Origin of the sequence: Arthrobacter sp. CAU 1506 (genome assembly GCF_005047635.1) — a bacterium.
Lineage (GTDB): Bacteria > Actinomycetota > Actinomycetes > Actinomycetales > Micrococcaceae > Crystallibacter.
This window is the reverse complement of sequence record NZ_SUKC01000001.1, coordinates 63,574-90,073: the sequence shown is the minus strand read 5'-3', so window position 1 is coordinate 90,073 and position 26,500 is coordinate 63,574. Positions and strand designations below refer to the sequence as shown.

The 26,500-nt window shown below is 67.4% G+C and carries 26 protein-coding genes; 21 read left to right on the top strand and 5 right to left on the bottom strand.

Features of this window, described 5'->3' with window-relative positions; all coding sequences use genetic code 11:
• Window positions 1-6: 6 nt before the first annotated feature.
• The 5 genes from E4J89_RS00430 to E4J89_RS00410 all read left to right on the top strand — a co-directional run bounded on the left by E4J89_RS00430 (window position 7) and on the right by E4J89_RS00410 (window position 5,209).
• Entirely contained in the window at window positions 7-297 is a 291-nt protein-coding gene (locus E4J89_RS00430; protein ID WP_136784132.1) for a YciI family protein, read from the top strand.
• 93 nt (window positions 298-390) lie between these two features.
• Window positions 391-1,557: a flavodoxin-dependent (E)-4-hydroxy-3-methylbut-2-enyl-diphosphate synthase gene (ispG, locus tag E4J89_RS00425; RefSeq protein WP_136784131.1), complete on the top strand. Its 1,167-nt coding sequence runs from the start codon at window positions 391-393 to the stop codon at window positions 1,555-1,557.
• Complete coding sequence (locus tag E4J89_RS00420; protein ID WP_346763364.1) at window positions 1,511-2,434, top strand: GNAT family N-acetyltransferase; 924 nt, start codon at window positions 1,511-1,513, stop codon at window positions 2,432-2,434. Before ispG ends, E4J89_RS00420 begins: the two co-directional genes overlap by 47 nt.
• Window positions 2,435-2,612: 178 nt before the next feature.
• Window positions 2,613-4,412, top strand: a complete 1,800-nt coding sequence (locus E4J89_RS00415) for a proline--tRNA ligase (RefSeq protein WP_136784130.1) — start codon at window positions 2,613-2,615, stop codon at window positions 4,410-4,412.
• Window positions 4,409-5,209: a TSUP family transporter gene (locus tag E4J89_RS00410; RefSeq protein WP_136784129.1), complete on the top strand. Its 801-nt coding sequence runs from the start codon at window positions 4,409-4,411 to the stop codon at window positions 5,207-5,209. The genes E4J89_RS00415 and E4J89_RS00410 overlap by 4 nt, the downstream gene beginning before the upstream one ends.
• 43 nt (window positions 5,210-5,252) lie before the next feature.
• Here the strand turns inward: E4J89_RS00410 and E4J89_RS00405 are convergent, their stop codons facing one another.
• A complete protein-coding gene (locus E4J89_RS00405) occupies window positions 5,253-6,260 on the bottom strand; it encodes an aminoglycoside phosphotransferase family protein (protein WP_240691602.1) in 1,008 nt (335 codons plus the stop codon).
• Complete coding sequence (locus E4J89_RS00400; RefSeq protein WP_169303874.1) at window positions 6,257-7,306, bottom strand: DUF4439 domain-containing protein; 1,050 nt, start codon at window positions 7,304-7,306, stop codon at window positions 6,257-6,259. The genes E4J89_RS00405 and E4J89_RS00400 overlap by 4 nt, the downstream gene beginning before the upstream one ends.
• A 154-nt stretch (window positions 7,307-7,460) precedes the next feature.
• Here E4J89_RS00400 and rimP point away from each other — a divergent pair, with 154 nt between their 5' ends.
• The 5 genes from rimP (at window position 7,461) to rbfA (ending at window position 13,002) form a co-directional block, all read left to right on the top strand.
• A complete protein-coding gene (rimP, locus tag E4J89_RS00395; protein ID WP_346763363.1) occupies window positions 7,461-8,063 on the top strand; it encodes a ribosome maturation factor RimP in 603 nt (200 codons plus the stop codon).
• A 1-nt stretch (window position 8,064) separates the two neighbouring features.
• Window positions 8,065-9,048, top strand: coding sequence for a transcription termination factor NusA (gene nusA / locus E4J89_RS00390; protein ID WP_136784126.1), 984 nt, complete (start codon window positions 8,065-8,067; stop codon window positions 9,046-9,048).
• Window positions 9,049-9,124: 76 nt separating this feature from the next.
• Window positions 9,125-9,481 (top strand): YlxR family protein, encoded by a 357-nt coding sequence (locus E4J89_RS00385; RefSeq protein ID WP_240691601.1) that lies wholly within the window; start codon window positions 9,125-9,127, stop codon window positions 9,479-9,481.
• 162 nt (window positions 9,482-9,643) lie between these two features.
• Window positions 9,644-12,457 carry a translation initiation factor IF-2 gene (gene infB / locus E4J89_RS00380; RefSeq protein WP_136784125.1) on the top strand — a complete coding sequence of 938 codons (2,814 nt, stop codon included), beginning with the start codon at window positions 9,644-9,646 and terminating at the stop codon, window positions 12,455-12,457.
• Between the two features lie 83 nt (window positions 12,458-12,540).
• On the top strand, window positions 12,541-13,002 hold the full coding sequence (gene rbfA, locus E4J89_RS00375; protein WP_136784124.1) for a 30S ribosome-binding factor RbfA: 462 nt from the start codon (window positions 12,541-12,543) through the stop codon (window positions 13,000-13,002).
• Window positions 13,003-13,083: 81 nt separating this feature from the next.
• Here rbfA and E4J89_RS00370 read toward each other — a convergent pair whose 3' ends face one another.
• Complete coding sequence (locus E4J89_RS00370) at window positions 13,084-14,229, bottom strand: ScyD/ScyE family protein (RefSeq protein WP_136784123.1); 1,146 nt, start codon at window positions 14,227-14,229, stop codon at window positions 13,084-13,086.
• Window positions 14,230-14,481: 252 nt separating this feature from the next.
• On the opposite strand from E4J89_RS00370, the gene truB reads away from it, so the two are divergent.
• The 7 genes from truB to E4J89_RS00335 all read left to right on the top strand — a co-directional run bounded on the left by truB (window position 14,482) and on the right by E4J89_RS00335 (window position 21,621).
• Window positions 14,482-15,390, top strand: coding sequence for a tRNA pseudouridine(55) synthase TruB (gene truB, locus E4J89_RS00365; RefSeq protein ID WP_276606321.1), 909 nt, complete (start codon window positions 14,482-14,484; stop codon window positions 15,388-15,390).
• Window positions 15,387-15,761 (top strand): hypothetical protein, encoded by a 375-nt coding sequence (locus E4J89_RS00360; protein ID WP_136784122.1) that lies wholly within the window; start codon window positions 15,387-15,389, stop codon window positions 15,759-15,761. Before truB ends, E4J89_RS00360 begins: the two co-directional genes overlap by 4 nt.
• Complete coding sequence (locus tag E4J89_RS00355) at window positions 15,758-16,231, top strand: hypothetical protein (protein ID WP_240691600.1); 474 nt, start codon at window positions 15,758-15,760, stop codon at window positions 16,229-16,231. Before E4J89_RS00360 ends, E4J89_RS00355 begins: the two co-directional genes overlap by 4 nt.
• Window positions 16,231-17,262 carry a bifunctional riboflavin kinase/FAD synthetase gene (locus E4J89_RS00350; RefSeq protein ID WP_136784121.1) on the top strand — a complete coding sequence of 344 codons (1,032 nt, stop codon included), beginning with the start codon at window positions 16,231-16,233 and terminating at the stop codon, window positions 17,260-17,262. The genes E4J89_RS00355 and E4J89_RS00350 overlap by 1 nt, the downstream gene beginning before the upstream one ends.
• 162 nt (window positions 17,263-17,424) lie before the next feature.
• Window positions 17,425-17,694 carry a 30S ribosomal protein S15 gene (gene rpsO / locus E4J89_RS00345; protein WP_136784120.1) on the top strand — a complete coding sequence of 90 codons (270 nt, stop codon included), beginning with the start codon at window positions 17,425-17,427 and terminating at the stop codon, window positions 17,692-17,694.
• A gap of 310 nt (window positions 17,695-18,004) precedes the next feature.
• Window positions 18,005-20,245, top strand: coding sequence for a polyribonucleotide nucleotidyltransferase (locus E4J89_RS00340; protein WP_136784529.1), 2,241 nt, complete (start codon window positions 18,005-18,007; stop codon window positions 20,243-20,245).
• A gap of 35 nt (window positions 20,246-20,280) precedes the next feature.
• Window positions 20,281-21,621 carry a pitrilysin family protein gene (locus tag E4J89_RS00335; protein WP_136784528.1) on the top strand — a complete coding sequence of 447 codons (1,341 nt, stop codon included), beginning with the start codon at window positions 20,281-20,283 and terminating at the stop codon, window positions 21,619-21,621.
• Between the two features lie 48 nt (window positions 21,622-21,669).
• Here E4J89_RS00335 and E4J89_RS00330 read toward each other — a convergent pair whose 3' ends face one another.
• Together E4J89_RS00330 and moaA are read right to left on the bottom strand one after the other, a co-directional pair.
• On the bottom strand, window positions 21,670-22,041 hold the full coding sequence (locus E4J89_RS00330; RefSeq protein ID WP_136784119.1) for a MoaD/ThiS family protein: 372 nt from the start codon (window positions 22,039-22,041) through the stop codon (window positions 21,670-21,672).
• Window positions 22,042-23,142, bottom strand: coding sequence for a GTP 3',8-cyclase MoaA (moaA, locus tag E4J89_RS00325; protein ID WP_205754355.1), 1,101 nt, complete (start codon window positions 23,140-23,142; stop codon window positions 22,042-22,044).
• 112 nt (window positions 23,143-23,254) lie between these two features.
• Between moaA and E4J89_RS00320 the strand changes: the two genes are divergently transcribed.
• The 4 genes from E4J89_RS00320 to E4J89_RS00305 all read left to right on the top strand — a co-directional run bounded on the left by E4J89_RS00320 (window position 23,255) and on the right by E4J89_RS00305 (window position 26,475).
• Window positions 23,255-23,659, top strand: coding sequence for a TOBE domain-containing protein (locus E4J89_RS00320; protein WP_136784118.1), 405 nt, complete (start codon window positions 23,255-23,257; stop codon window positions 23,657-23,659).
• A gap of 1 nt (window position 23,660) precedes the next feature.
• Entirely contained in the window at window positions 23,661-24,488 is an 828-nt protein-coding gene (gene modA / locus E4J89_RS00315; protein ID WP_136784117.1) for a molybdate ABC transporter substrate-binding protein, read from the top strand.
• 83 nt (window positions 24,489-24,571) lie between these two features.
• Window positions 24,572-25,426, top strand: coding sequence for an ABC transporter permease (locus tag E4J89_RS00310; RefSeq protein ID WP_136784116.1), 855 nt, complete (start codon window positions 24,572-24,574; stop codon window positions 25,424-25,426).
• Window positions 25,423-26,475 (top strand): ATP-binding cassette domain-containing protein, encoded by a 1,053-nt coding sequence (locus tag E4J89_RS00305; RefSeq protein WP_136784115.1) that lies wholly within the window; start codon window positions 25,423-25,425, stop codon window positions 26,473-26,475. Before E4J89_RS00310 ends, E4J89_RS00305 begins: the two co-directional genes overlap by 4 nt.
• The last annotated feature ends 25 nt before the right edge of the window (window positions 26,476-26,500 follow it).

The following is a 26,500-nucleotide window of genomic DNA, read 5'->3' as shown; positions in this document are numbered from 1 at the left end:
AAGGCCATGAGTGTTTTCGCCGTTGAATACGTGTATGCCCCCGATTCCGAAGCCGGCCGGGACGAACACCGCCCGGCCCACCGCGCCTGGCTGGGAAGCTTCGTGGACCAGGGCCGCTTGCTCGCCTCGGGACCCTACGCGGACGGCACCGGCGCGCTGTTGATCTTCACCGCGGAGAGCGAAAACAGCCTGTTGGACGAACTGAAGCAGGATCCCTTCAATGTCCACAACTTTGTCTCCGGACTGAAAACCACGGAATGGGCACCCGTCACCGGGGCGTTCGCCGACTACGCATGATCCACACCACTCCCGCAGCACGTGCCATGGCCGTGCCGGCAGGGGGATAATGAAATCTGTTCAGCAACTGCCGACCGGCACATGGAGGACGTCTTGACCTCGGTCAATCTTGGAATGCCAGCTTCACCACCGCCTGTCCTGGCGCCCCGCCGGAAGACCCGGCAGATCAAGGTCGGTTCGGTCGGCGTTGGTTCGGACTCGCCGATCAGCGTGCAGTCGATGACCACCACGCCGACCACGGACATCAATGCCACCCTGCAGCAGATCGCCGAACTGACGGCGTCCGGCTGCGACATCGTCCGGGTGGCCTGCCCCAGCGCGGATGACGCCGAGGCCCTGCCAATCATCGCGAAGAAGTCCCAGATCCCGGTGATCGCGGACATCCACTTCCAGCCCAAGTACGTCTTCGCCGCCATCGACGCCGGCTGCGCTGCGGTCCGGGTGAACCCGGGCAACATCCGCAAGTTTGATGATCAGGTCAAGGAAATCGCCGCCGCCGCCAAGGACGCCGGAACCTCGATCCGGATCGGCGTCAACGCCGGTTCGCTGGATCCGCGGCTGATGGAAAAGTACGGCAAGGCCACCCCTGAGGCCCTGGTCGAATCCGCCGTCTGGGAAGCCTCGCTGTTCGAAGAACACGACTTCCACGATTTCAAGATCTCGGTCAAGCACAACGATCCGGTGGTCATGGTCCGCGCCTACGAGCTGCTGGCCGAACGCGGCGACTGGCCGCTGCACCTGGGCGTCACCGAGGCCGGCCCCGCGTTCCAAGGGACCATCAAGTCCGCCACTGCTTTCGGTGCGCTGCTTTCGCAGGGCATCGGCGACACCATCCGTGTGTCGCTGTCGGCCCCGCCGGCTGAAGAGATCAAGGTGGGCCTGCAGATCCTGCAGTCGCTGAACCTGCGCGAACGCAAACTCGAAATCGTCTCCTGCCCGTCCTGCGGCCGCGCTCAGGTGGATGTGTACAAGCTGGCCGACGAAGTCACTGCCGGTCTGGAGGGGATGGAAGTACCGCTGCGGGTCGCCGTCATGGGGTGCGTGGTCAACGGACCGGGTGAAGCCCGCGAAGCCGACCTGGGCGTAGCTTCCGGAAACGGGAAAGGCCAGATTTTCGTGAAGGGCCAGGTCATCAAGACTGTTCCGGAAGACCAGATTGTTGAGACACTCATTGAAGAAGCAATGAGGATTGCCGAGGAAATGGGTGACTCCGATGGCGAAAATGCTGTCAAGGGTAGCCCCGTGGTTAACGTCAGCTAGCCGAGAGGCAGCGGGTACGGCAGACGCCGTACCCGCCAATCCGTATGCCGGAATCCGGCCGCTGGAACATGCGGACACCGAGGTGCTCTGGGAACTCGTCTGCACCGATCCGGTCGCCAACGTTTTTCTGGCCGCCCACCTCGAATCCGCCGGCACCGCCGGCCCCACCCCTTCCGGGGCCCAGATTTTGGGAGTGTACGACGACGGTGCACTCACCGGGGCCTGCTGGGCCGGGGTCAACGCGGTCCCGGTCGCGCTGGACGCCGAACAAGGCGCCCGGCTGGGGGCCCACTTGGCTGCCGGCAATCGCCGGATGTCCTCGATTTTCGGCCCCGCGGAAGGCGTGCTGGGCATCTGGTCGTCGTTCCGGCACGCGCACCCACGGGCCTTTGATGTGCGGCCCAACCAGCCGCTCATGGAGCTGCGCGGCACCCCGGACGTAGCCGCCGATCCGCAGGTGCGGTATTCCACCGACGACGACTATGACGTGCTGGTGCCCGCCTGCGTGGCGATGTTCGAAGAAGAAGTCGGATACTCGCCGTTGGCCGGAGGCGGCCAGCACTACCGGCAGCGCGTGGCAACCCTGATCCGCAAGGGCCACTCGCTCATCCGGCGGGACAGCCACGGGCAGGTCGTGTTCAAGGCCGAGCTGGGCAACGTCAGTGCCCAAGCCGTGCAGATCCAAGGCGTGTGGGTGAACCCCGCCTACCGCGGGCAGGGTCTCGCCGCCGGCTGCATGGCAGCCGTCGTCGAACTGTCGCGGAAGTTTGCCCCGGTGGCCAGCCTTTACGTCAACGACTACAACCACCGGGCGGTGGCTGCCTATACGTCGGTCGGTTTCTCCCAGGTCGGCACGTTCGCCACCGTGCTGTTCTAGCCGCGCTGTTATCCCGGCCGGTGGCACCCGGCCCTGCTGCGGCTTCAGCCCGGAGCCCGCGCTGTCCATTGCGGTAGGCCGCCGCTGGTCGCAAGCATGCGCACGGAGCCAGTAGATTAGAAGGCAGTTGTTTTCGCGGGCCGGTGCTGGCCCAAGCCTTGAGAAACGGATTCTTGCAGTGGTTCTTCGCCTGTCCAGCTTGTTCCTGCGCACCCTGCGCGATGACCCGGTAGACGCCGAGGTGGCCAGCCACAAGCTGCTGGTGCGCGCCGGGTACATCCGCCGTGCCGCCCCCGGCATCTACTCCTGGTTGCCGCTGGGGCTGAAAGTGCTGGCCAAGGTGGAGGCGGTCGTCCGCGAGGAGATGAGCGCGATCGGTGCCCAGGAAGTGCACTTCCCGGCGTTGCTGCCGCGCGAACCGTACGAGGCGACCAACCGCTGGACCGAATACGGCGAGGGGCTGTTCCGCCTGCAGGACCGCAAGGGTGCGGACTACCTGCTGGCCCCCACGCACGAGGAAATGTTCACCCTGCTGGTCAAGGACCTGTACTCCTCGTACAAGGACCTGCCCGTCACCCTGTACCAAATCCAGAACAAGTACCGGGACGAGGCCCGGCCGCGCGCAGGGCTGCTGCGCGGCCGGGAATTCATCATGAAGGATTCCTATTCCTTCGATATTGACGACGAAGGCCTGGACATCAGCTACGACGCGCACCGCCGCGCCTACCTGCGGATCTTCGAGCGGCTCGGCCTGGAAGTGGTGACGGTCAAGGCGACCTCCGGCGCCATGGGCGGGTCCAAGAGCGAGGAATTCCTGCACCCCACCGTCGTCGGCGAGGACACCTTCGTCCGTTCGCCGGGCGGCTACGCTGCGAACGTCGAAGCCGTCACCACCGTGGCGCCGGAACCGATCGATTACGCGGACGCGCCGGCTGCCGAGGTCAAGGACACTCCGGACACGCCGACCATCGAGACCCTGGTGGCCGCGGCCAACCAACTGGCCCCGCGCGCCGACGCGGAATGGACTGCGGCCGATACGTTGAAGAACGTCGTCTTGGCGGTCAAACTGCCCACCGGCGAGCGGATCGTCCTGGTCATCGGGGTGCCCGGCGACCGCGCCGTCGATCTCAAGCGCGTCGAGGCGAACATCGGCGCCTTCCTGCCGATCGGCGGCGAGGTCGAGGTCGAGGCCGCCACCGAGGACGACCTGAAGCGGCACCCCGGCTTGGTCAAGGGCTACATCGGGCCCGGCGACAGCCTGGACGCCGCGGTGCTGGGAACCGAGTCCGCCACCGGCCTGCTGTACCTGGTGGATCCCCGGGTGGTGCCGGGCTCGCGCTGGATCACCGGCGCGAACCAGGACGGCAAACACGTGTTCGGACTGGTTGCCGGCCGCGATTTCCAGTGGGACGGCATCATCGAGTCCGTCGAGGTCCGCGAAGGTGATCCGGCACCCGACGGTTCCGGACCGCTGGAGGCGGCCCGCGGTATCGAAATGGGCCACATCTTCCAGCTCGGCCGCAAGTACGCCGAGGCGCTCGGCCTGCAGGTCCTGGACCGCAACGGCAAACTGGCCACCGTCACGATGGGGTCCTACGGCGTCGGGGTCACCCGCGCGGTGGCCGCCCTGGCCGAGGCGAACCACGACGAGAAGGGCCTGGTGTGGCCCCGCAACGTGGCCCCGGCCCATGTGCATATTGTCGCCACCGGAAAGGGCGAGGAGATCTTCGAGGCGGCCAACAAGCTGGCCGAGGAGCTGTCCGGCGCCGGCGTCGAGGTCATCTACGACGACCGGCCCAAGGTCTCCCCGGGCGTGAAGTTCTCCGATGCCGAACTGATCGGCGTGCCCACCATCGTGGTGGTCGGCCGGGGCTTGGCCGACGGCGTCGTCGAAATCAAGGACCGGTCCACCGGCCAGGCCGAAAACGTGCCGGTGGGCATGGCGGCTGCGCACTTGGCTGCCCTCGCCGGGAAGTGATTTCCGGACTCGAAGAACTGCAGCTGGCCACCCTCGCCCTCGTGGTGGTGGGTGGCTTTGCTGCGGGTTGGGTGGACGCGGTGGTGGGAGGCGGCGGCCTGATCCAACTGCCGGTCCTGCTCCTGGTCCCCGGGATCAGCCCGGTCCAGGCGCTGGCCACCAACAAGATGGGGTCCATTTTCGGCACCACCACCAGCGCGGTGACCTATTACCGCCGGGCGCATCCGGATCTGAAAACCGCCCTGCCCATGGCCGGCGTAGCGCTGGCGGGCAGTTTCGGCGGCGCCATTGTGGCCACCGTGCTGCCGGCCGAGGTCTTCAAACCGATCATCGTGGTGGCGCTGATCGCGGTGGCAGTGTTCACCGCGCTGCGGCCGACGGCCGGTACTTTGACGCGGCTGCGGTACCAGGGCGTCCGGCACCTGGGCGCCGCGGCGGGAATCGGTCTGGTCATCGGCTTTTATGACGGACTGATCGGCCCCGGCACCGGGTCGTTCCTGATCATCGCGATGGTGGCACTGCTGGGATACAACTTCCTGGCTTCCAGCGCCAAGGCCAAGATCGTCAACATGGCGACCAACCTCGGTGCCTTGGCCTTCTTCCTGCCCAGCGGCGCGCTGCTGTGGGGACTCGGGCTGGTGCTCGGCCTGGTCAACATGGCCGGGGGCTATGTCGGCGCGCGGATGGCCGTCACGCAGGGCAGCAAATTCATCCGGGTGGTCTTCTTGTTCGTCGTCGCCGCGTTGATTCTTAAGCTGGGCTATGACGTGCTGCAGGAGAACGTGCTCGGCCGTTGAGCAGCGCCGGAACGGGGCCGGGCCAACCGCTCGGGCCAACCGCTCAGGCCGGTGCCGCCAAGGCGTGCGCCGGCGGAAGATCCGGCAGGGTCCTGCCGGCCAGCGTGGACGCGACCCAGAGCGACCGCAGGGCGTCGCCGGCCGCACGGTGCTGCAGGTAGTCCAGGGCATTGTCCACCTCGCGCGCCACCGCCCATTCGCGGGCAGTTTCCGGGTCCAGCCCTGCCGCCTCAGCCAACTCCACACACCGGCGGCGTAGCTGGCGGCCGGCATCGGCGGTAGACAACTCGGCGATCCGGTTCCAGAGCATCGGCGCGACGGCGAATTCGGGTTCGCCGGTCAGCGGCTTGGGGTCAATGGCGGCAAAACGGTCCGGGGAGTCCAGCCGGGCCAGGATGTTCCCGTAGTGCAGGTCGCTGTGCAGCAGGACGTCTCGGTCCTCCCGCCGGCCGACGCTGCCACGGACCTGGCAGACTTCCAAGGCGCACTCCAGCAGCCAGGTGGGGAAGGGTTTGCCCAGTTCAAGCCAACGGGCCGGGAGGGTGTCCGTCCATTCTTCCGCCAGTGCCGAGACCTGGTCGAAGCTGCCTGCCGGGGCCGGGGTCGGGGCTGGGGCTGGGGCTGAAGCTGGGACCGGGGACGGCTGCAACTGGCGCATCAGTCCGCCCCAGATGCCGACGGTGTCATCCAGCGGGACGGCGGAGAGCGGGCGGCCGGCATCTAGGCGTTCCAGCAACAGCACGAAGGGGCCGCGATCGGCCAGCAGCCGGACGGCTCCGCGGCCGTCCCAGAGCGTCAGGGCCCGGGCTTCGCCGGCGGCCTCTTGATGCGGAAAAGTCAGCTTCAGCACCGCAGCGGCACCATCGGGTGCCAGCACGGGGAAGACCGCCGCGGTCTGGCCGAACCACGGGCCGCCGGGCGTGGTCTGCAGGTTCCAGTCCCGCATGGTCCCGGCATAAAGGTCGTTGAAGCCCCGCAGCCAGTCCCGGCCGGCAGCAGATCCGGCCGCGCTGCGGCGCAGCGCCGGGGGCAGGTCTACGTCGGTATTCACGGGGCGGTGGTGGGAGCAGCCCGCAGTTCGTCGTCCAGGCCCGGTGCCGGCAGCACCTCGCCGGCTGACGCTGCGAGTTCCGCGGCTGCCTCGGCGAGCCCGGCCACCGCGTGTTCCCGCACTGTTCCGTCGCTGAGCGCGACCAGGTCGGCCAGCGGGGCGAGGGCGGCGGCTTCGGCGTCCTCAAGCGCCGGAAGCGGGTCGCTGGCGAACTCGCGGTCCAAGGGGTAGACGGGTTCGGGCAACGGCAGGTCGAGGCACTCGGCCACCGCCAGCGATCGCCAGTGTTCTGCTGAGTCGGTGTGGCCGGCGAGCCTGGCGGCGGCGGCCGCACGGTCCGCGCCGGCCGGGCGCGGCAGCACGGTTTCATAGGCGTAGGCCAGGCGCTCCTGGCTGAGGACGACGACGGCGATGGCTTCCGCCGTCGTGGGCGAGGCGGGCGTTGCCGGACCGCTCTCGTCCTCCGTTGGCGCCGCAGCAGGACACCCGGTTGGCTCCAGCGGTATCTCCGGATCTTCCCACGGTTGCGTCACCCCGGTTCCGCCCGGCAGCGTCTGCGCCTGGGCGTAGAGGCCAGCACCGATCGACGCGAGCAGCCGGGCGAGTCCGGGATCGGTTTCGCGGGCGTCGGCGAGCAGGCTGCCGGCCAGTTCGGCCAGATCCTCGGCTCCGGGCTGTTTGGGGGCCGACGGTGCGCCGGAGCCGGCGGCGGACGGGACCTCGGTGGTTTCAGCGGCCGCCGGGGAGCCGGAGGGCCACGACGTGGTCAGCGTCAGCAGTTCGGCCTGGCTGCGAAGCAGGGCAGCGGTGGGGGAGTCGCCGTCGTCGTGCTTCTCAAAAGCAGCCGCCAGGTCCTCAAGCCCTGCCAAGGCGTCCAAGCGTGCCTGCTCAGTGGTGCTCGGCGGCGGAGCCGACGCGGTGATGCTCGCCACCACGGTTCCGGTGCTGACCACGAGCGCAGCGGTCAACAACAGCAGCGGCACCCGGCGCCAGGCCCGGGATGGCGTGGCTGGTCCGCCGTCCCGGCGTCTTGAAGTAGATCCCACAACTGATGATGATGTCACGGGTTTGGCTTCCGCTGCACCGGCGGGGACAGCTGCTGGCGGCGGGAGGCCACCACTCACGGTAAAGTCGCTAGTCTAGAAGTCAGACGCACCAGAACAGGGAGACAGCATGGCCCAGCGGCGCAATCAAGGCGGCGTGCCCACTACCGGAGGGAAATCCGGTACCGACACGATCGCGGAAGCCGCACGCCTGAAAGAGCTGCTGGAACAGGCCGTGGCATCCCACGGATTGTTCCTCGAGGACGTTGAGATCCGGGTTGCCGGAGCACTCCGCACCGTGCACGTCATCGTCGACCTGCCCGAGGATCAGACCGGCGGCGTCGGGCTGGACGCCATCGCCGAAGTCTCACAGACTCTCTCCAAGACCCTGGATGAGGACCCGCAGGACGACGGCCGGCCCTACAGCCTGGAGGTCTCTTCGCCGGGACTGAGCCGGCCGCTGACGCAGCCGCGCCATTGGCGCCGGAACGTAGGCCGACTGGTCAAGGTCAAGCTGGTGGCCGGTGAGGACTTCACCGGCCGCGTGCTGGAGGTAGGCGCCGACGGCGTGACCATGCGGCCGGAGGAAGCCCCGAAAAAGGGCATGAAGCCCCGCCCCGGGGAACCGGTCCAGGTGGAATTTGCGAACATTCGCTCCGGCAAGGTGGAAGTGGAGTTTGCGCGGTTGGACGAAGAAGAAATATTGGAAAACCCGTCTGCCGAGGCCAACGGCGAGCTGGAGAACGAGGAGGAGGCCTGAGATGGATATCGATATGAGCGCCCTGCGGCTGCTTGAGCGCGAACGCGAAATTCCGCTGGACCTGCTGATCCCCACCATCGAGCAGGCTCTGCTGGTGGCCTATCACAAGTCTCCGGGCTCCATCGAGCGTGCCCGCGCCGAGCTGGACCGGAAAAGCGGGCATGTCACCATCTGGGCCGCAGAGGTGGACGACGACGGCACCGTGGTGGGCGAGTTCGACGATACGCCCAGCGGGTTCGGCCGGATCGCCGCGAGCACGGCGCGCCAGATCATCCTGCAACGCCTGCGCGACGCCGAGGACGACAACGTGCTGGGCGCTTTCCGCGGCAAGGAGGGCGAACTGGTCTCCGGTTTGATCCAGCAGGGCCACAACCCGCACATGGTTCAGGTGGACCTGGGAACCGTGGAAGCGCTGCTCCCGCCGCCCGAACAGGTGCCGGGGGAGAGCTACCAGCACGGCACCCGGCTGCGCGCCTACGTGGTGGATGTCCACCGCGGCATGAAGGGCCCGTCGATCACGCTGTCCCGTTCACACCCCGGTCTGGTGCGCAAGCTTTTCGAACTCGAGGTCCCCGAGATTGCGGACAAGAGCGTGGAGATCGTGGCCCTGGCCCGCGAGGCCGGACACCGCACCAAGATCGCCGTCAAGGCCAATGTGCCCGGGCTGAACGCCAAGGGCGCCTGCATCGGCGAAATGGGCTCGCGCGTGCGCGCCGTGATGACCGAGCTGCACGATGAGAAGATCGACATTGTTGACTTCAGCGAGGATCCTGCGACGTTCATCGCCAGCGCGCTGTCGCCGTCGCGGGTCAGCTCGGTGACCATCACGGATGCCGAGACCCGCTCTGCCCGCGTGGTGGTTCCGGATTACCAGCTCTCGCTGGCCATCGGCAAGGAAGGCCAGAACGCCCGGCTTGCCGCTAAACTGACGGGCTGGCGGATCGATATCGTCTCGGACGCCGCCACCGCGGAACAGCGGCGGTAGAAGCGAAGACCCACCAGGCCACGCGCCTGAAACACGCTCGGTTCGTTGGCCGGGCACTGGAAGCGGTAGAATATCCATGGCCGGGTTTCCCGACAGTCACAAACCCATGCAGCAGCGTGCCCCCGAGGCCGCGCCGCCCCAGCGGACCTGCATAGGCTGCCGGCGCCGGGAAGACCAGGCCGTTCTGCTGCGGCTGGCAGTCGAGGAAATTGGTGGCGTTGCCACCGTCGTCGTCGATCCTGTCCGCCGCAGGCCCGGACGTGGTGCCTGGATGCACCACGAACCGGAATGTGTGGAGCTGGCAGTCAAGCGGCATGCCTTCGGCAGGGCCTTCCGGGCCAAAGTCGACAGCAGCGCCGTTGTAGACCAGTTCCGTGCTCACGACGAGGCCGCCACCACGGCGGGTCCTCGTCACACCAACCGTCCAACCTGAAAGCGGGTCAGAAAACTGATGGAAACCCGATGAGTGCCAAGTGATGAGTACTTCATTGTGCTCCGCCCGCGGTATTTCAGCCGATTCTGCTGAAAGCCGCAGCAAGAAATAGACGGTTCGTGCCCGGCAGCCCTGCCTCGTGCGGACCGAGACAGGAGAAATGTGGCCAAGGTCCGCGTACACGAGCTGGCAAAAGAGCTCGGTATTACCTCGAAAGACGCAGTGTCCAAACTGCAGGAACTGGGCGAATTCGTCCGTTCCGCCTCATCCACCATTGAGGCACCCGTCGTGAAGAAGCTTCGCGACGCATTCCCCGCCGCCGCTCCGAAGAGCGAGCAGGCGGCCCCCAAGGCAGCTCCCAAGCCTGGCGCCAAGCCTGCTGCGAAGGCAGCACCGGAAGCCCCGGCTGCAACACCGGCGACTCCGGCCCCGGCTCCGGCAGCACCGGCACCGGCTCCGGCCGCAGAACCGGCCAAGCCCGCCCCGGCAGCTCCTGCTGCCGAAGCACCGGCTGAAGCTCCGGCGGCCAAGCCCGCATCTGCTGCACCCCGTCCCGGCGGCACCGCCGCTGCGCGCCCGGGGGCCCCGCGCCCCGGTGGCCCGCGCCCGGGCAACAACCCGTTCGCCACCTCGCAGGGCATGCCCCGCGGCCGTGGCGGCGACCGCGATGCCGAGCGCGCACCGCGTCCGGGCAACAACCCGTTCGCCACCTCGCAGGGTATGCCGCGCCCGGGTGGGCCGCGTCCTGCCGCAGGCCAGGGTGGCCCGCGTCCGGCGGCACCCCGTCCCGGCGCAGCCGCACCCCGTCCGGGTGCTCCGCGTCCCGGTGCACCCCGTCCGGGTGCTCCGCGTCCCGGCGGCGCCGGCGGTTCCCGCCCGACGCCCGGCATGATGCCTAACCGCACCGAGCGCCCGGCCCCGGCCGGCCGCGGTGGTGCTCCCGGCCGTCCGGGTGCCCCGGGCGGCGCTCCGGGCCGTCCCGGTGCCGGCGGACCGCCGGCCGGTGGTGGCTTCGGCAAGGGCGGCCGCGGTCGCGGCGGTACCCAGGGTGCCTTCGGCAAGGGAGGCGCCGGTCGCGGCAAGCAGCGCAAGTCGAAGCGCGCCAAGCGCCAGGAACTGGAGCAGATGAGCGCACCGTCGCTGGGGGGTGTCTCGGTACCCCGCGGCGACGGCAACACCGTTGTCCGGCTGCGCCGCGGCTCCTCCATCACCGATTTCGCCGACAAGATCGAGGCGAATCCGGCAGCGCTGGTCACCGTGCTGTTCCACCTTGGCGAGATGGCCACGGCCACCCAGTCCTTGGACGAAGACACCTTCGAACTGCTGGGCGTGGAACTGGGCTACAAGATCCAGGTTGTCTCCCCGGAGGACGAAGAGCGCGAACTGCTTGACTCGTTCGACATTGACCTCGACGCAGAGCTTGAGGCCGAAGGCGAAGAGGACCTGGAGAAGCGCCCGGCCGTTGTTACGGTCATGGGCCACGTCGACCACGGTAAGACGCGACTGCTGGATGCCATCCGCAACACCCAGGTCGGTGAAGGCGAGCACGGCGGCATCACCCAGCACATCGGTGCCTACCAGATCGACTTCCAGCACGACGACCGTGATCGCAAGATCACCTTCATCGACACCCCGGGCCACGAGGCGTTCACCGCCATGCGTGCCCGCGGCGCGAAGGTCACCGACATCGCAATCCTGGTGGTGGCCGCGGACGACGGCGTCATGCCGCAGACCGTGGAAGCCTTGAACCACGCGCAGGCGGCCGACGTGCCGATCGTCGTCGCGGTGAACAAGATCGACAAGGACGGCGCCAACCCGGAGAAGATCCGTGGCCAGCTGACCGAGTACGGCCTGGTTCCCGAGGAATACGGTGGCGACACCATGTTCGTTGACGTGTCGGCGCGCGAGAGCCTGCACATCGACGACCTGCTCTCGGCCGTGCTGCTGACCGCGGATGCTGCGCTGGACCTGCGGGCCAACCCGAACAAGGACGCCCGCGGCATCGCGATCGAGGCGAACCTGGACAAGGGCCGCGGTGCGGTCGCAACCGTGCTGGTCCAGTCGGGAACGCTGCGGGTGGGCGACGCGATCGTTGCCGGCAGCGCCCACGGCCGTGTCCGCGCCATGTTCGACGAGGACGGCGCGTCCGTCACCGAAGCCGAACCGTCGCGTCCGGTCCAGGTGCTGGGCCTGTCCACGGTGCCGCGCGCCGGCGACACCTTCCTGGTGACCGACGACGAGCGTACCGCCCGCCAGATTGCCGAGAAGCGCGAAGCCGCTGACCGCAACGCTGCGCTGGCCAAGCGCCGCAAGCGCATCAGCCTGGAAGACTTCGACAAGGCTGTGGCCGAGGGCAAGGTCGACACCCTCAACCTCATCCTCAAGGGCGACGTGTCCGGTGCCGTGGAGGCCCTGGAAGACTCGCTGCTCAAGATCGATGTGGGCGAGGACGTCCAGCTCCGGGTCATCCACCGCGGCGTCGGTGCGATCACGCAGAACGACGTCAACCTGGCGACCGTGGACAACGCGATCATCATCGGCTTCAACGTGAAGCCGGCCGAGCGGGTGGCGGAACTGGCCGAGCGCGAAGGCGTGGACATGCGCTTCTACTCGGTCATCTACGCGGCCATTGATGACATTGAGCTGGCGCTCAAGGGCATGCTGAAGCCGGAGTACGAAGAGGCGCAGCTCGGCACCGCCGAGATCCGCGAGATCTTCCGTTCCTCCAAGTTCGGAAACATCGCCGGCTCCATCGTCCGCTCGGGCACGATCCGCCGTAATTCCAAGGCGCGGGTCAGCCGTGACGGCAAGGTCATCGGTGACAACCTCACCGTCGACTCGCTCAAGCGGTTCAAGGACGACGCGACCGAGGTCCGCGAAGGATTCGAATGTGGTATCGGACTTGGGTCGTTCAACGACCTCAAGGAAGGCGACATCATCGAGACCTTCGAAATGCGCGAAAAGCCGCGCATCTAGCAGTCGGCTTGCAGCGGGCGTCTGGTGGCATCGCCGCCGGGCGCCCGCTGTTCCGCCATCATCATCAGAATTGAGGAGGGGTTATGGCAGACCCAGCACGCGCCGCCAAAATGGCCGACCGGATCAAGGTCGTGGTGGCCCAAGCGCTTGAGCGCCGGGTCAAGGACCCACGCCTCGGGTTTGTGACCATCACTGACGCCCGGGTGACCAACGACCTGCAGCACGCCACTGTCTACTACACGGTCTTCGGCACCGATGAAGAGCAGGACGGTACCCGCAAGGCGCTGGAATCCGCCAAGGGCATCCTGCGGGCGGAAGTGGGCCGGAACATCACCGCGCGGCTGACGCCCACGCTGGAATTCGTCCCGGATGAAATCCCGGTCAACGCCAGCCATCTGGAGGAACTGTTGCGCACCGCAAAGGCCAAGGATGCCGAGGTGGCAGCGATGGCCGAAGGAGCCGCCTTCGCCGGCGGCGAAGATCCGTACCGCAAACCCGGCGACGAAGACGAGGACGAATCGGCCCGCGGGCCGCGCCCGGAGTAACCAACCACTGCACGACGACGGTGGGCCACCTGCTGCACGCGGGTGGCCCACCGTTGTTTGTTATGCCGCTGAGCCAGGCCGTCAGCGCAGTTTGATCTTGAGGATCTTTCCTGCGGGCGGTGTTGGACCGGTGAAGTCGGGCAGGGCATGCGTCGTGGCGTAGAGCCTGTTGTCATGAATCTCGAGTGCACCCGGGGCGGTCGCCTCAAGCAACGTCCGAGGCTTGTGGTACCCCTTCTTCACCACGGAAATCTTGTTGCCAAACATCTCCGCAACGTAAATGTCACCCCGCGAACTGACGGCCAGGTTCGTGGCGCCGGAGAAGCCGCTGGCCAGCTGTACCACCTTGCCGGATCCGGAGTGGACCTTATACACCCGTCCCAGCGCACCAAGGCTCCCGTCTTCCGGTCCGCCCGGCAGCGACGTGACGTACAACCAGCCGTGCTTGCCAAACTCCACATCCGTGGGCACCGGCTCCAGGTAATACTTCTCGCCAACCACGCAGTCCGGCAGGCCCATGCCCGCGGCGAGGACTGCGGTGATGCGGACGTAGGTCGCCGGCAGTACCGCCACGGTGCTGACCCGCTTGCTGCGCTTGTCCACCTTCAGGATCGCATTGGCGCCGGCGTCGGCCACGTAGATGCTGCGCTTGTCGACTGCGGTGGCGTAGACATGGGAGTCAACCTGGCCTTGGTACTTCCCCGGGATTCCCTCGGGGATCTGGTCCAGGCATCGTTGGTCCCGCACATTGCGGAACCCGTAGGTAATCCGGCCGTCCGGGTTCCGCTTGGCCTCATAGGCGGCGATATCCGCGATCTTCTGCGGCGAGGCCTTGCGGTGATTGTCCAGCGACTTGATCCACTGTTCGTTCGGCTGGCCGTCCATGCCGCCGGCGCCTTCCGAAAAGTAGACGGTGTCCTTGTAGAGGGAGACGGATCCGACCTCGGGGGGCGGGACGGATCCGACTTCGGAACCCCCGGAACTGCGCACAACTTTGGGAGCGCCGTTCGACTTGACCTTATTCAAGATGCCGGCGAAATTCTGGGTTACGTAGAGTCCGTGCCGACCAGCAGCCAGGCTCAAGGGAGACAGCAGGCCATCGGCAAGCGTGGCGGTCGCGGGTGGCTTGGCGCTGTAGCGGTCGGCGGACGATGCCGGCGCCAAGCCAGCACTGAGCGACAAGCCGAGCACCAAGGGCAGGGCAAGATAGAGCCTTCTGTTGTTCACGGATCAGCTCCTGTAAGAAGCCGCGGGGCACCTCAGATGTCTCGCAGTTCGGCGGAATAACTGGAGTAAAGCGCAAGTGATGCCAAAAAAGGCGACTGTGCCCAGCCTGTTGTTTCCCCCTGCTGATGTTCCCCTCAGGCCGAGTGCGGCACGCAGTGAGCTCAAGCTATTCCGGCCGACAGGGGCTGTCAACGATTCATGCTTTAAGCCCCGAGAACCGACCCGCACCCGGGACGCCATATACTGAAAGGCGTGACTTCTGGCCTGCTCCACTCTGGACTGATACTTGTTGACAAGCCGCAGGGGTGGACCAGCCATGACGTGGTTGGACGCATGCGCCGCCTGTCCGGAACGCGAAAAGTCGGCCATGCCGGCACGCTTGACCCGATGGCCACCGGCGTCCTGGTGATCGGTGTCAACAAGGCAACCCGACTGCTGACCTACATTGTCGGTGCCAGCAAAACGTATGACGCGACCATCCGCCTGGGCCAGTCGACGGTAACCGACGACGCCGAAGGCGATATCACTGCGGAAACCATCGCCGCGGCCGTGACTAAACAACAAATCCGTGATGGCGTCGCCGCGCTGACCGGTGACATCCAGCAGGTGCCGAGCAGTGTCTCGGCCATCAAGGTCAACGGCCAGCGGTCCTATGCCCGTGTCCGTTCCGGCCAGGAGGTGTCGCTGCCGGCGCGGCCGGTCACCATCCACCGGTTCGAGATCCACGATATCCGGCGCGAGCGCGGCGGGAAGGTGCAGGACGTGGACGTGACCGTCGAATGCTCGTCGGGCACCTATATCCGTGCCCTGGCGCGCGACCTCGGGGAAAATTTGGGGGTCGGCGGTCATTTGACCGCCCTGCGCCGGACCCAGGTGGGGCCGTTCCGGATCGAAGACGCCGCTACCCTGGAACAGTTGGCCGACAACCTGAAGTTGACGGCGTTGGACGATGCCGCCCGGGTGTTGTTCCCTGCCCGTGAACTCAGTGCCGCGGAAGCCGACGACGTCTCCCACGGCCGGCGGATTCCGGCCGGGGGAGCCGCGGGCGCCACCGCGGCGTTCGCCCCGAACGGGTCACTGGTAGCGCTGCTGGAGGACACCGATTCGCAAGCCAAGCCGCTGCTCGTCTTCGCACCGGGAAACGAGGCGGCAGACAAATGATGTTCGACGGATTCTTCATTGCAGGCATCGTGATTACGCTGCTGGCGGCTGTCATCTGCGTGGTCGCGGCCATCCTGAAGCACGGTCCGAATGACATCACGATTCTCTCGCTGGCGGCGGTGGAGTTGTTTCTGCTGGTCTACGCTGTGGCCGGCATCATCCGGCAGGCTTCCGGTGAAAACGTCGCCGGGGAGGCCTGGGAATTCTGGGGCTATCTGATCACCGCGCTCCTGGTGCCGGTGGCGGCCTTCTGGTGGTCGATCACTGACCGCAGCCGGTGGAGCAATCTAGTGCTGGGCGCCGCCGCCGTGACGGTCTTCGTGATGTTGGTAAGGATGGAACAGATTTGGGACGGACCAATCGTCGTATGAACACGGGCAGGGAACAACAGCAGGTCCAGCGGGGGCAGGACACCAACGAGGTAGCGCGCCGGGCCACCGGTTTCGGGCGTCTGCTGGTGGCCGTCTACGGTGTCTTTGCGCTGTCCGCCACCGCGCGGGCGGGATACCAGATCGCCACCAAGTTCGACGAAGCCCCGGTGGCCTACCTGCTTTCCGCCTTCGCCGCCGTGGTCTATATCCTGGCGACCATTACGCTGGCCAAGTCCGGAATCCGCTCCTACTGGCTGTCCGTGGCCGCCGTGGGCATCGAACTTCTGGGCGTCGTCGCCGTGGGACTCCTCAGCCTGCTGGACCCGGAACTGCTGCCGCAGGACACCGTGTGGTCCGGCTTTGGCAAGGGCTACGGCTATGTCCCGTTGCTGCTACCAGTGGTCGGTCTCTGGTGGCTCTGGCTGCACCGGCCGGCCGCCGGGCAGAAGCCCGCGGAAGATCGTCCATAATGGAAGGTGCCCGGCGCGGGGCCGCAACCGCTCAAGGCCCAATCAACGAGGAGTTCACTGTGCACTACTGGAAAGACCTGGCCGACGTACCCCGTGGCTTTGGTCCATCAGTGGTGACACTGGGCAACTTCGACGGCGTGCACCGCGGCCACCAGCAGGTGCTGCGCCGGCTGGTCGAGACGGCTGCCGACCGCGAAGCGCAGGCCGTGGCCATCTCCTTTGACCCGCATCCCTCACAGGTGCACCGGCCGGACGCGGCCCCGCAGCTGATCATGGGGCTGGAAGACCGCGTCGAGGCGCTGGCAGCCAGCGGCCTGGACGGCCTGCTGATGATGACCTACACACTGGAACTGGCCGGGGAGACCCCCGAGCAATTTGTCCGCAACGTTTTCGTGGAGACCCTGGGCGCAACGGCCGTGGTGATCGGACACGATACGCGCTTCGGCAAGGACAACGCCGGCGATGTCAGCACCATGCAGGAACTCGGGCGGCAATTCGGATTCGCCGTCGAGGTGGTTGAGGAATACGAAGCAGATGCGGATGGCGGCTCCGACGGCAGCCGGCGCTGCTCGTCGTCGTGGGTGCGCGAGGCACTGGCCGCCGGCGACGTGGCCATGGCAGCCGAGGTGCTGGGACGGACCCACCGGATGCGCGGCGAAGTGGTGCACGGCGACGCCCGCGGGCGCGAACTCGGCTTTCCCACGGCCAATCTCTCGAAGCATTCCTCCGGGCTGATCCCGGCCGACGGCGTGTACGCCGGCTGGCTGGTGGATGAGCGCGGCACCAGATGGCCGGCCGCCATCTCGGTGGGCTCGAACCCCACGTTCGAAGGCGCCAGCCGCCGGGTCGAGGCACACGTCATTGACCGGCCGGAGGAGAGCACCGACGACTTCGATCTTTACGGCCAGCAGGTCGTGGTCGAATTCGTGCAGCGGCTGCGCGGCATGGTGGCCTACACCGGCCCCGAGGCGTTGATCGCCCAGATGTACGACGACGTGGCGCGTACGCGCAGCCTGCTTTCGACAGACTGAGTCCGCAACAGGTAAACTTGCCGGTGGATTCGGCTGCGGTCCGTGGCGGCTGTATCCCTCTGTGCTCGGCTTCCGGCAGTCTCTGCCTGCCGGCGAATGGTACGGAGCCCCCGGCAGCGAAGTGCTGACTCGGGCCTCACGGCACAACTTCTAGGAGTTATTGTGGCATTGGACGCCGCGCTCAAGCAGGAAATCATCAAGGAATACGCCACGCACGAGGGCGACACGGGTTCCCCCGAGGTACAGATCGCTGTTCTGTCCCGTCGCATCTCCGACCTGACCGAACACCTGAAGATGCACAAGCACGACCACCACACCCGCCGCGGCCTGATGGCCCTGGTCGGCCGTCGCCGTCGTATGCTCACCTACCTGCGTGAAACCGACATTACGCGCTACCGTTCGCTCATCGAGCGCCTCGGCCTGCGCCGCTAGTCAGTGAAGGAGGCGGCTCTTCCGTTCATCGCAACAAGCGAACAGAAGAGCCGCTTTTTTCCTACCTCGCCCTACCGGCGCGGCAGGAGACGGCCAGCGGGACACCGCTGGGCGATAACTACATCAACTGGAGACTTCCGGTATCGCGGCATTCGCGGTCCTCGGTAGTGGCTTCCGGGACGTCCCTTGGACAGCCCGTAGGTCTCGATCGAAGACCGGGTGGCGTACAGGCAGGCCGGCCGTGCAACGGCCGCAGGTCTGGGCAGATACCGGCAGCCTCCGCTCACTCGAAGAAACGGAGGTGACTCTCTTGGAGGGTCCCGAAATTCAGTTCTCAGAAGCGGTCATTGATAACGGCCGCTTCGGCCAGCGTGTGATCCGGTTCGAAACCGGCCGTGTTGCCCAGCAGGCGGCCGGCTCGGCGATGGTCTACATCGACGAAGACACCGCCCTGCTCTCCGCCACGACGGCGGGCAAGTCGCCGCGCGAAGGCTTCGACTTCTTCCCGCTGACCGTCGATGTGGAAGAGCGCATGTACGCCGCCGGCCGCATCCCGGGCTCGTTCTTCCGCCGTGAAGGCCGTCCGTCCACGGAAGCGATCCTGGCCTGCCGCCTGATGGACCGCCCGCTGCGTCCGGCCTTCGTCAAGGGGCTGCGCAACGAGGTCCAGATCGTGGTCACCGTGCTGGCGATCAACCCGGACGTGCTGTACGACGTCGTGGCAATCAACGCCTCGTCCATGTCCACCCAGCTGTCCGGCCTGCCCTTCTCCGGTCCGATCGGCGGCGTCCGCGTGGCGCTGGTGGACGGCCAGTGGGTGGCCTTCCCGAAGCACTCCGAGCTGGAACGCGCCGTGTTCAGCATGGTCGTGGCCGGCCGCATTGCCGGTGACGACGTCGCGATCATGATGGTCGAGGCCGAGGCAACCGACAACGCCTGGAACCTGATCAAGGAAGAGGGCGCCACCGCACCGACCGAAGAGGTTGTGGCCGAGGGCCTGGAGGCGTCCAAGCCGTTCATCCGCGCGCTCTGCGACGCCCAGTCGGATCTGGCCGCGCGGGCCGCCAAGCCGACCGTCGAGTTCCCGATCTTCCGGGACTACGAGGACGACGTCTTCGCCGCCGTCGAGTCCGCCGCCGCTGCCAAGCTGACCGAGATCTTCTCGATCGCCGACAAGCAGGAACGCAACGACGCCGCCGACGCCTTCAAGGCAGAGGTCCTGGCTCAGTTCGCCGGCACCGAGACCGCCGAATTCGCCGGCCGGGAGAAGGAAATCTCCGCAGCCTTCAACTCGGTCACCAAGAAGGTCGTGCGCCAGCGCATCCTGACCGACCAGGTCCGCATCGACGGCCGCGGCCTCAGCGACATCCGCAAGCTCACCGCTGAAGTGGAAGTCCTGCCCCGCGTCCACGGTTCGGCCATCTTCGAACGCGGCGAAACCCAGATCCTGGGCGTCACCACCTTGAACATGCTGAAGATGGAACAGCAGATCGATTCGCTGTCGCCGGTCACCCGCAAGCGCTACATGCACAACTACAACTTCCCGCCGTACTCCACCGGTGAAACCGGCCGTGTGGGTTCGCCGAAGCGCCGCGAAATCGGCCACGGCGCACTGGCGGAGCGTGCCCTGGTGCCGGTGCTGCCGTCGCGTGAAGAGTTCCCGTACGCCATCCGCCAGGTCTCGGAAGCCCTCAGCTCCAACGGCTCCACCTCGATGGGCTCGGTCTGCGCCTCCACGCTTTCCATGCTCAACGCCGGTGTGCCGCTGAAGGCTCCGGTGGCTGGTATCGCCATGGGCCTGGTCTCCGACCAGGTGAACGGCGAGACCCGCTACGCCGCGCTGACGGACATCCTGGGTGCAGAGGACGCGTTCGGCGACATGGACTTCAAGGTCGCCGGTACCTCGGAGTTCGTCACGGCCATCCAGCTGGACACCAAGCTCGACGGGATCCCGGCCTCCGTGCTGGCCGCCGCGCTGAAGCAGGCCCGCGAGGCCCGGCTGCACATCCTCGGCGTGATCAACGCCGCGATCGACCGTCCGGACGAAATGAGCGAATTCGCCCCGCGGATCATCTCGGTCAAGATCCCCGTGGACAAGATCGGCGAGGTCATTGGCCCCAAGGGCAAGATGATCAACCAGATCCAGGAAGACACCGGCGCGGACATCTCCATCGAAGATGACGGTACGGTCCTGATCGGCGCCACCGACGGTACCGCCGCCGAAGCTGCCCGCGCGGCAGTGAACGCGATCGCCAACCCGCAGGTCCCCGAGGTGGGCGAGCGGTACCTGGGCACGGTCGTGAAGACCACCACCTTCGGTGCGTTCGTGTCGCTGACCCCGGGTAAGGACGGGCTGCTGCACATCTCCGAGCTGCGCAAGCTGGCCGGCGGCAAGCGGGTGGACAACGTCGACGACGTGGTGTCGGTGGGCCAAAAGGTCCAGGTCGAGATCACCAAGATCGACGACCGCGGCAAGCTGTCGCTGGCTCCGGTGGTCGCCGAGGAGGCTGCAGCTGAAGAAGCCGCAGCCGAAGAGGCCGCGGCCGAGTAAATATGGCCGTTGTCGCCCTGCCGCTGGCCGGCAGCATGCAGCATGCCGATGCCACCGAGCTCGGCGGGTCTGACCCGACGCTGATCCACGGCGAACCGGGCGGCGCCATCGTGCGCCGCTCGGTGCTGCCCGGGGGAGTGCGGGTCCTGACCGAAGCAATGCCCGGCCAACGGTCGGCGACGATTGGTTTCTGGGTCGGTGTTGGCTCGCGGGATGAAGCCGCGGGCCAACACGGCTCGACCCACTTCCTGGAGCATTTGCTCTTTAAGGGCACCAAACGCCGCACCGCATTGGATATCGCGTCCGCTTTTGACGAAGTCGGTGGCGAATCGAATGCGGCCACGGCCAAGGAAAGTACCTGCTACTACGCCCGGGTCCTCGATTCGGACCTGCCAATGGCCATCGACGTCATCGCTGACATGATCACGTCCGCGGTCCTGGATCCGCAGGAACTCGAGCAGGAACGCGGAGTCATCCTCGAAGAGATCGCCATGGACAATGACGATCCCGCGGATGTGAGCCACGAAAAATTCGTTGAGGCAGTGCTCGGCGGGCATCCGCTGGGCCGGCCGATCGGCGGCACCCCCGAAGCGATCAAAGCCGTGGCCCGCGACTCGGTCTGGTCCCATTACCAGCGCTACTACCGGCCGGATGAGCTGGTGGTAACCGCTGCCGGCGGGCTGGACCACGACACGGTGTGCACCCAGGTGCTCGCCGCGCTGGAATCTGCCGGCTGGCACCTTGAACCCGGCGCCGTGCCGGTGCCGCGGCGACAGACCGCCGCAGCAGCTGTCACCCCGGTTGCCGGCACCTATGTGCACCGCCGTCCGGTGGAGCAGGCGAACATCGTGATGGGCTGCCCGTCCATCAACGCCACCGATGAACGCCGCTTCGTGATGAGCGTGCTGAACGCGGTGCTGGGCGGCGGCATGTCCTCCCGGCTGTTCCAGGAGATCCGGGAGAAGCGCGGGCTGGCCTACGCCACCTATTCCTTCTCCGGCGCGTACGCCGACGCGGGCTACTTCGGCATGTACGCCGGGTGTTCCCCGGCCAAGACCGGCCAAGTGATCGACCTGCTCGGTGCCGAACTGGACCGGCTGGCCGCAGACGGCATTACCTCCGACGAGCTGCGCCGGGCCGTCGGCCAGCTGTCCGGCGGCATTGTGATGGCGCTGGAGGACAGCGGCTCAAGGATGTCCCGGCTGGGCCGCGCCGAGTTGGTCTCCGGGGAGTTCCTGGATATCGACGAGTCGCTGGCCCGGATCAAGGCGGTCACCGTCGAGCAGGTCCGGGAACTCGCCGCCGAATTGGCAGCGGCGCCCCGGGTGGTCACCGTCGTCGGTCCGTTCGACTCGGCAGCAGACTTCGCCAGCTAGGCCGTGTCCAGCCAGCTAGGCCGGGCCGACCGCAGCCCCGCCTGCGGGTCAGCCGCCGGCAAACGGCGGCAGGATGTCAATCACGTCAGTTGCCTGCAGCGGCGCCTGCCGGTCTTTCCACGCCACCTCGTTGCGCAGGAAGCTGCTGCGGGCAAGCACTGACTCCATCGAGGGGGCCGACGAGTGGCGAGCTGCCGGCGCTGACGACGGGGCCGCCCCGGCTCGAGCCGATGCCCCGCTTCCAGAGGCGGCGGTTGCCAGCACCCGTTCCTGGCTCTCCGCCCGATCCGCGCTCTCCGGAGTGTGGCGTGCCACGATTACCTGCAGCAGCGCCTCCAAGGTCGTGCCGTCGGGCAGTTCCAGGGTTTCCTCTTCGACACCCGCCGCGGCCTGGGCCGCGCCGAAATACCGGATGATCATCTATCCGCCTATCGCACTCATGGTCCGGTCCGGCTGGACGAAGTCCGCGCCGCCCAGTCCTGCATGGTCCATCCCGTGGGCCTTGGGTTTGGCCCACATCGCGTCGCGCCAGCGTTCCGCCACAGCTTCGTCGCCCGCCTCACTGCGCAGCAGGGCCAGCAGGTCGGTTTCCTCGTGCGAGAACAGGCAGGACCGCACCTTGCCCTCCGCGGTGACCCTGGTGCGCCGGCAATCGGCGCAGAACGGTTCCGTCACGGAGGCGATAATCCCCACCGTGCCGGCGACAACGTCGGGGGAGCGCCGCCGTCGTACTTCCCACCGCTGGGCCGGAGCCCCGTCGCGTTCGCGCGGGTCCGGGGAGAGCAGGAAGTCCGGCTCCAGCAGGGCGCGGATCTCGGCGGCCGCCAACATGTTCTGCCTGGTCCAGCCGTGATCGGCGTCGAGCGGCATTTGCTCGATGAAGCGCAGTTCGTAGCCGCGGTCCACGGCCCAGTCCAGCAGCGCAGGAGCCTCGGCGTCGTTGATGCCGCGCATCAGCACCGCGTTGATCTTGACCAGGCCCAGTCCGGCGGCGTCCGCGGCCTCGATGCCGGCGAGCACCCGGTCCAGGAACGGACGCCGGGTCAGCTGGGCGAAGGTGTCCGGGTGCAGCGAGTCCAGCGAGACGTTGATTCGGGTCAGGCCAGCCGCCTTCAGCGCGGCGGCCTTCTTGTCCAGCCCCAAGGCATTGGTGGTCAGCGAGACCGGCAGATCCGGGTGGTTATTCCTGATGGCGGCGATGATGTCCACCAGGCCGGCCCGGACCAGCGGCTCGCCGCCGGTCAGGCGCAGTTCGCGCACCCCCAGATGCTCCACGGCGATCCGCACCAGCCGGACCACTTCCTCGTCGCGGAGGACCTGCTGCTTTGACAGCCAGTCGAGGCCTTCGGCAGGCATGCAGTAGGTACAGCGGAGGTTGCACTTGTCCGTCAGCGAGATCCGCAAATCGGTAGCAACGCGGCCGAATCGGTCCACGAGTGTGGGGCCTGCGGCGGCCGGGCGCGCAGGTGCAGCAGCCGCTGCAGCGCCGGGAACCCGCGGCATGCCCAAGTCAACGCTCATACCACGAGGGTACGCGAGGAAGCCGGTTGGTGCAGGGCCGGTCCGCCTATCGGGAAGGCTCGAGGTCGGCGACCCTACCGGATTCCTCATTTGAGGAACTAGACTCGCTTTTATGACGCAAATACGCATCTCTGACGCAGCGCGGTTCATGGGCGTCAGCGACGACACCGTCCGGCGTTGGCTCGACGCCGGCACCCTGACCAAGCACAAGGACGCCTCCGGCCGGGCGACCGTGGACGGCGCGGAGTTGGCCGCCCTGGCCCGGGAGCAAGCGGCCCTGCCGCAGGACCCCACCGGGATCGGCAGTTCGGCCCGCAACCGCTTCGTGGGCATCGTGACGGAGGTTCTGCAGGACACGGTCATGGCACAGGTGGAGATGCAGTGCGGACCGCACCGCGTGGTGTCGCTGATGAGTGCCGAAGCCGTGCGCGACCTGGGCATCGAGCCCGGCTCCGTGGCCGTCGCCGTCGTGAAGGCCACGATGGTGGCCGTCGAGACGCCACTCGGAAAGGACTGACATGGCACACTCTGCACCCCCGAGGAGCGCAACGAAGCGCACCGCCCGTCGCCGTCTGTTGGCCGTGTTGCTGGGCGGGGTCCTGCTGGCGACCACGGCCTGCTCGGCGGGAGGGCAGGGCCCGCAGCAGGCATCCGGGTCCGGATCACCGGGGTCCGGCGAGCTGAATGTTTTCGCCGCGGCCTCGCTCAACGGCGTGCTGACGGACCTGGCCGCCGAGTTCGAGGACGACCACCCGGGCGTGACGGTACGGCTCAACTTCGCCGGTTCCTCCGACCTGGCCACCCAGATTCTCTCCGGCGCACCCGCGGACGTGTTTGCCTCGGCCAATCCGGAAAACATGGACAAGGTCACGGCGCCCGGGCTCGCAGCCGGGGACCCTGTCACGTTTGCCACGAATGAGCTGCAGATCGTTGTCCCGGACGGGAATCCGCACGGCATCACATCGCTGGCCGACCTCGCAGACCAGCGGATCAAGACGGTCATCTGCGCCCCGCAGGTGCCGTGCGGTGCGGCCACGCAAAAGGTCTCCCAGGAAGCCGGCGTCGAGATCCCCGCGGTGAGCGAGGAATCATCGGTGACGGATGTGCTGGGCAAGGTGGTGTCGGGTGAGGCCGATGCCGGCCTGGTCTACGTGACCGATGTGAAGAACGCACAGGGCCAGGTCGAAGGTATCGACTTCGCCGAAGCCGGTGCCGCGGTCAATGATTACCCGATTGCGCGGCTGGCCGAGAGCACCAATCCGGACGCCGCGGAGGCATTCGTGGCGCTCGTGACGGGACCGGACGGGCGAAAGGCACTGGCGGACTACGGCTTCGGAACACCGTAACCGCCGGTGCGAAGAACGCCGCACGAAGGCTGGACACGGGTGCAGGGAACTAAGACGGACCGGCAGAGGACGGATCGAAGACCATGGATACAACGACGGCGGCGCCGGACACGGTGACCACGGTGCCGGATGCCACGACGGCGGTGCGCGCTCCGGTGCCGTACTGGATCTATCCGCTGGCCGCTGCCGGGGCCATTTTTGTGCTGCTGCCGCTGGCGGGGATGGCTGCCCGGGTGAATTGGCAGGAGTTCCCACAGCTCGTCACGTCCGAGGCATCGCTGGCCGCACTCGGCCTCAGCCTGCGGACGGCCACCGCCAGCACCGCGTTGTGCATCGTGCTGGGCATCCCGATGGCCCTGGTCTTGGCCCGCAGCAGCTTTCCGGGGCAGCAGGTGCTCCGCTCCCTGGTGCTGTTGCCGCTGGTGCTGCCCCCGGTGGTGGGCGGACTGGCCCTGCTGTACACCTTTGGCCGGCGCGGGCTGCTGGGCGGGACCTTCGAGGCGTTCGGGCTCGAGATCGCCTTTTCCACCACCGCCGTGGTGCTGGCGCAGACCTTCGTGGCGCTTCCATTCCTGGTCTTGAGCCTTGAGGGGGCGCTGCGCACGGCAGGAACCCGGTACGAAGCCGCCGCGGCGACGCTGGGCGCCGGGCCGTCCCGCGTGCTTCGCACCGTCACGCTGCCGCTGGTGCTGCCCGGGCTGGTCTCCGGGGCGGTCCTGTCCTTCGCCCGGTGCCTCGGCGAATTCGGGGCCACGCTGACCTTCGCCGGGAGCCTGCAGGGGGTCACCCGCACACTTCCCCTGGAGATCTACCTGCAGCGGGAAACCGATGCCGATGCGGCGGTGGCGCTGTCACTGGTCCTGGTGGTGGTCGCCGTCGTGGTGGTGACGCTGGTCCACCGCCGGTCCGGGCTGCCCCTGGCGGCGGGTATCCGGTGAGCCTGGAACTGACCGCACGGCTTCCGTCCCGCGGATTCGAGGCGGACTTCGGCGTTGCCGACGGGGAGACCGTGGCCGTGCTCGGCCCGAACGGTGCCGGCAAATCCACGCTGCTGGGCCTCATCTCCGGGCTGCTGCGACCGGGGTGGGGCCGGGGGCAGTTGGACGGCACCGTGCTCTTCAGCGCCGGGCAGCAGCAACCCGACCGCTGGGTGCCCGCCCACGCGCGCGGCATTGGCCTGATGGCGCAGGAGCCGCTGCTGTTCCCGCACCTGAGCGTCCTGGCAAATGTTGCTTACGGCCCGCGCAGCCGCGGAGCCTCCCGTGCCGAGGCAGACAAGACCGCTCGCCACTGGCTGGCCGAACTGGACGCCTCCGAACTGGCCGGCCGGCGCCCGGCCCGGCTCTCCGGCGGCCAGGCACAGCGGGTGGCAGTAGCCCGCGCCTTGGCCGCCGAACCCTCTCTGCTGCTGTTGGATGAGCCGATGTCAGCCCTGGACATCACCGCGGCACCGGCCCTGCGCAGGCTGCTGCGCAGGGTGTTGGAAGGACGCAGCGCCGTGCTCGTGACCCATGAGCCACTGGACGCGCTGCTGCTGGCGGACCGGGTGGTGGTAATGGAGGGCGGGCGGATCGTCGAGCAGGGACCGGTGCGCGAGGTGTTTGCCCGGCCGCGCAGCTCCTTCGCGGCAGGCATGACGGGCCTCAATCTGGTCACCGGCACCGCCACCGACACCGGTTTGGTGGATTCCGACGGGGTGCACTGGAGCGGCGAAGCCGAGGCCGGACTGCGCCCCGGCGACCCCGCGGCGGCCGCGTTCCGCCCTGCCTCCGTGGCGCTGTTTACCGATCTCCCGGCCGGCAGCCCGCGCAACGCCGTGGCGGCCACCGTGACCGACCTGGTGCCGCACGGCGGCCTGGTCTCGGTCCGGGCCGGCTGGCTGGCGGCCGAGGTGACACCGGCCGCGGTGTCCGACTTGTCGCTGGCGCCGGGGGAGCGCGTGCACTTTGTGGTCAAGGCGGCCGAGGTAGCGATCTATCGCCGGTGAGCCGGTAAGCCGTTGAAAGCGTGCA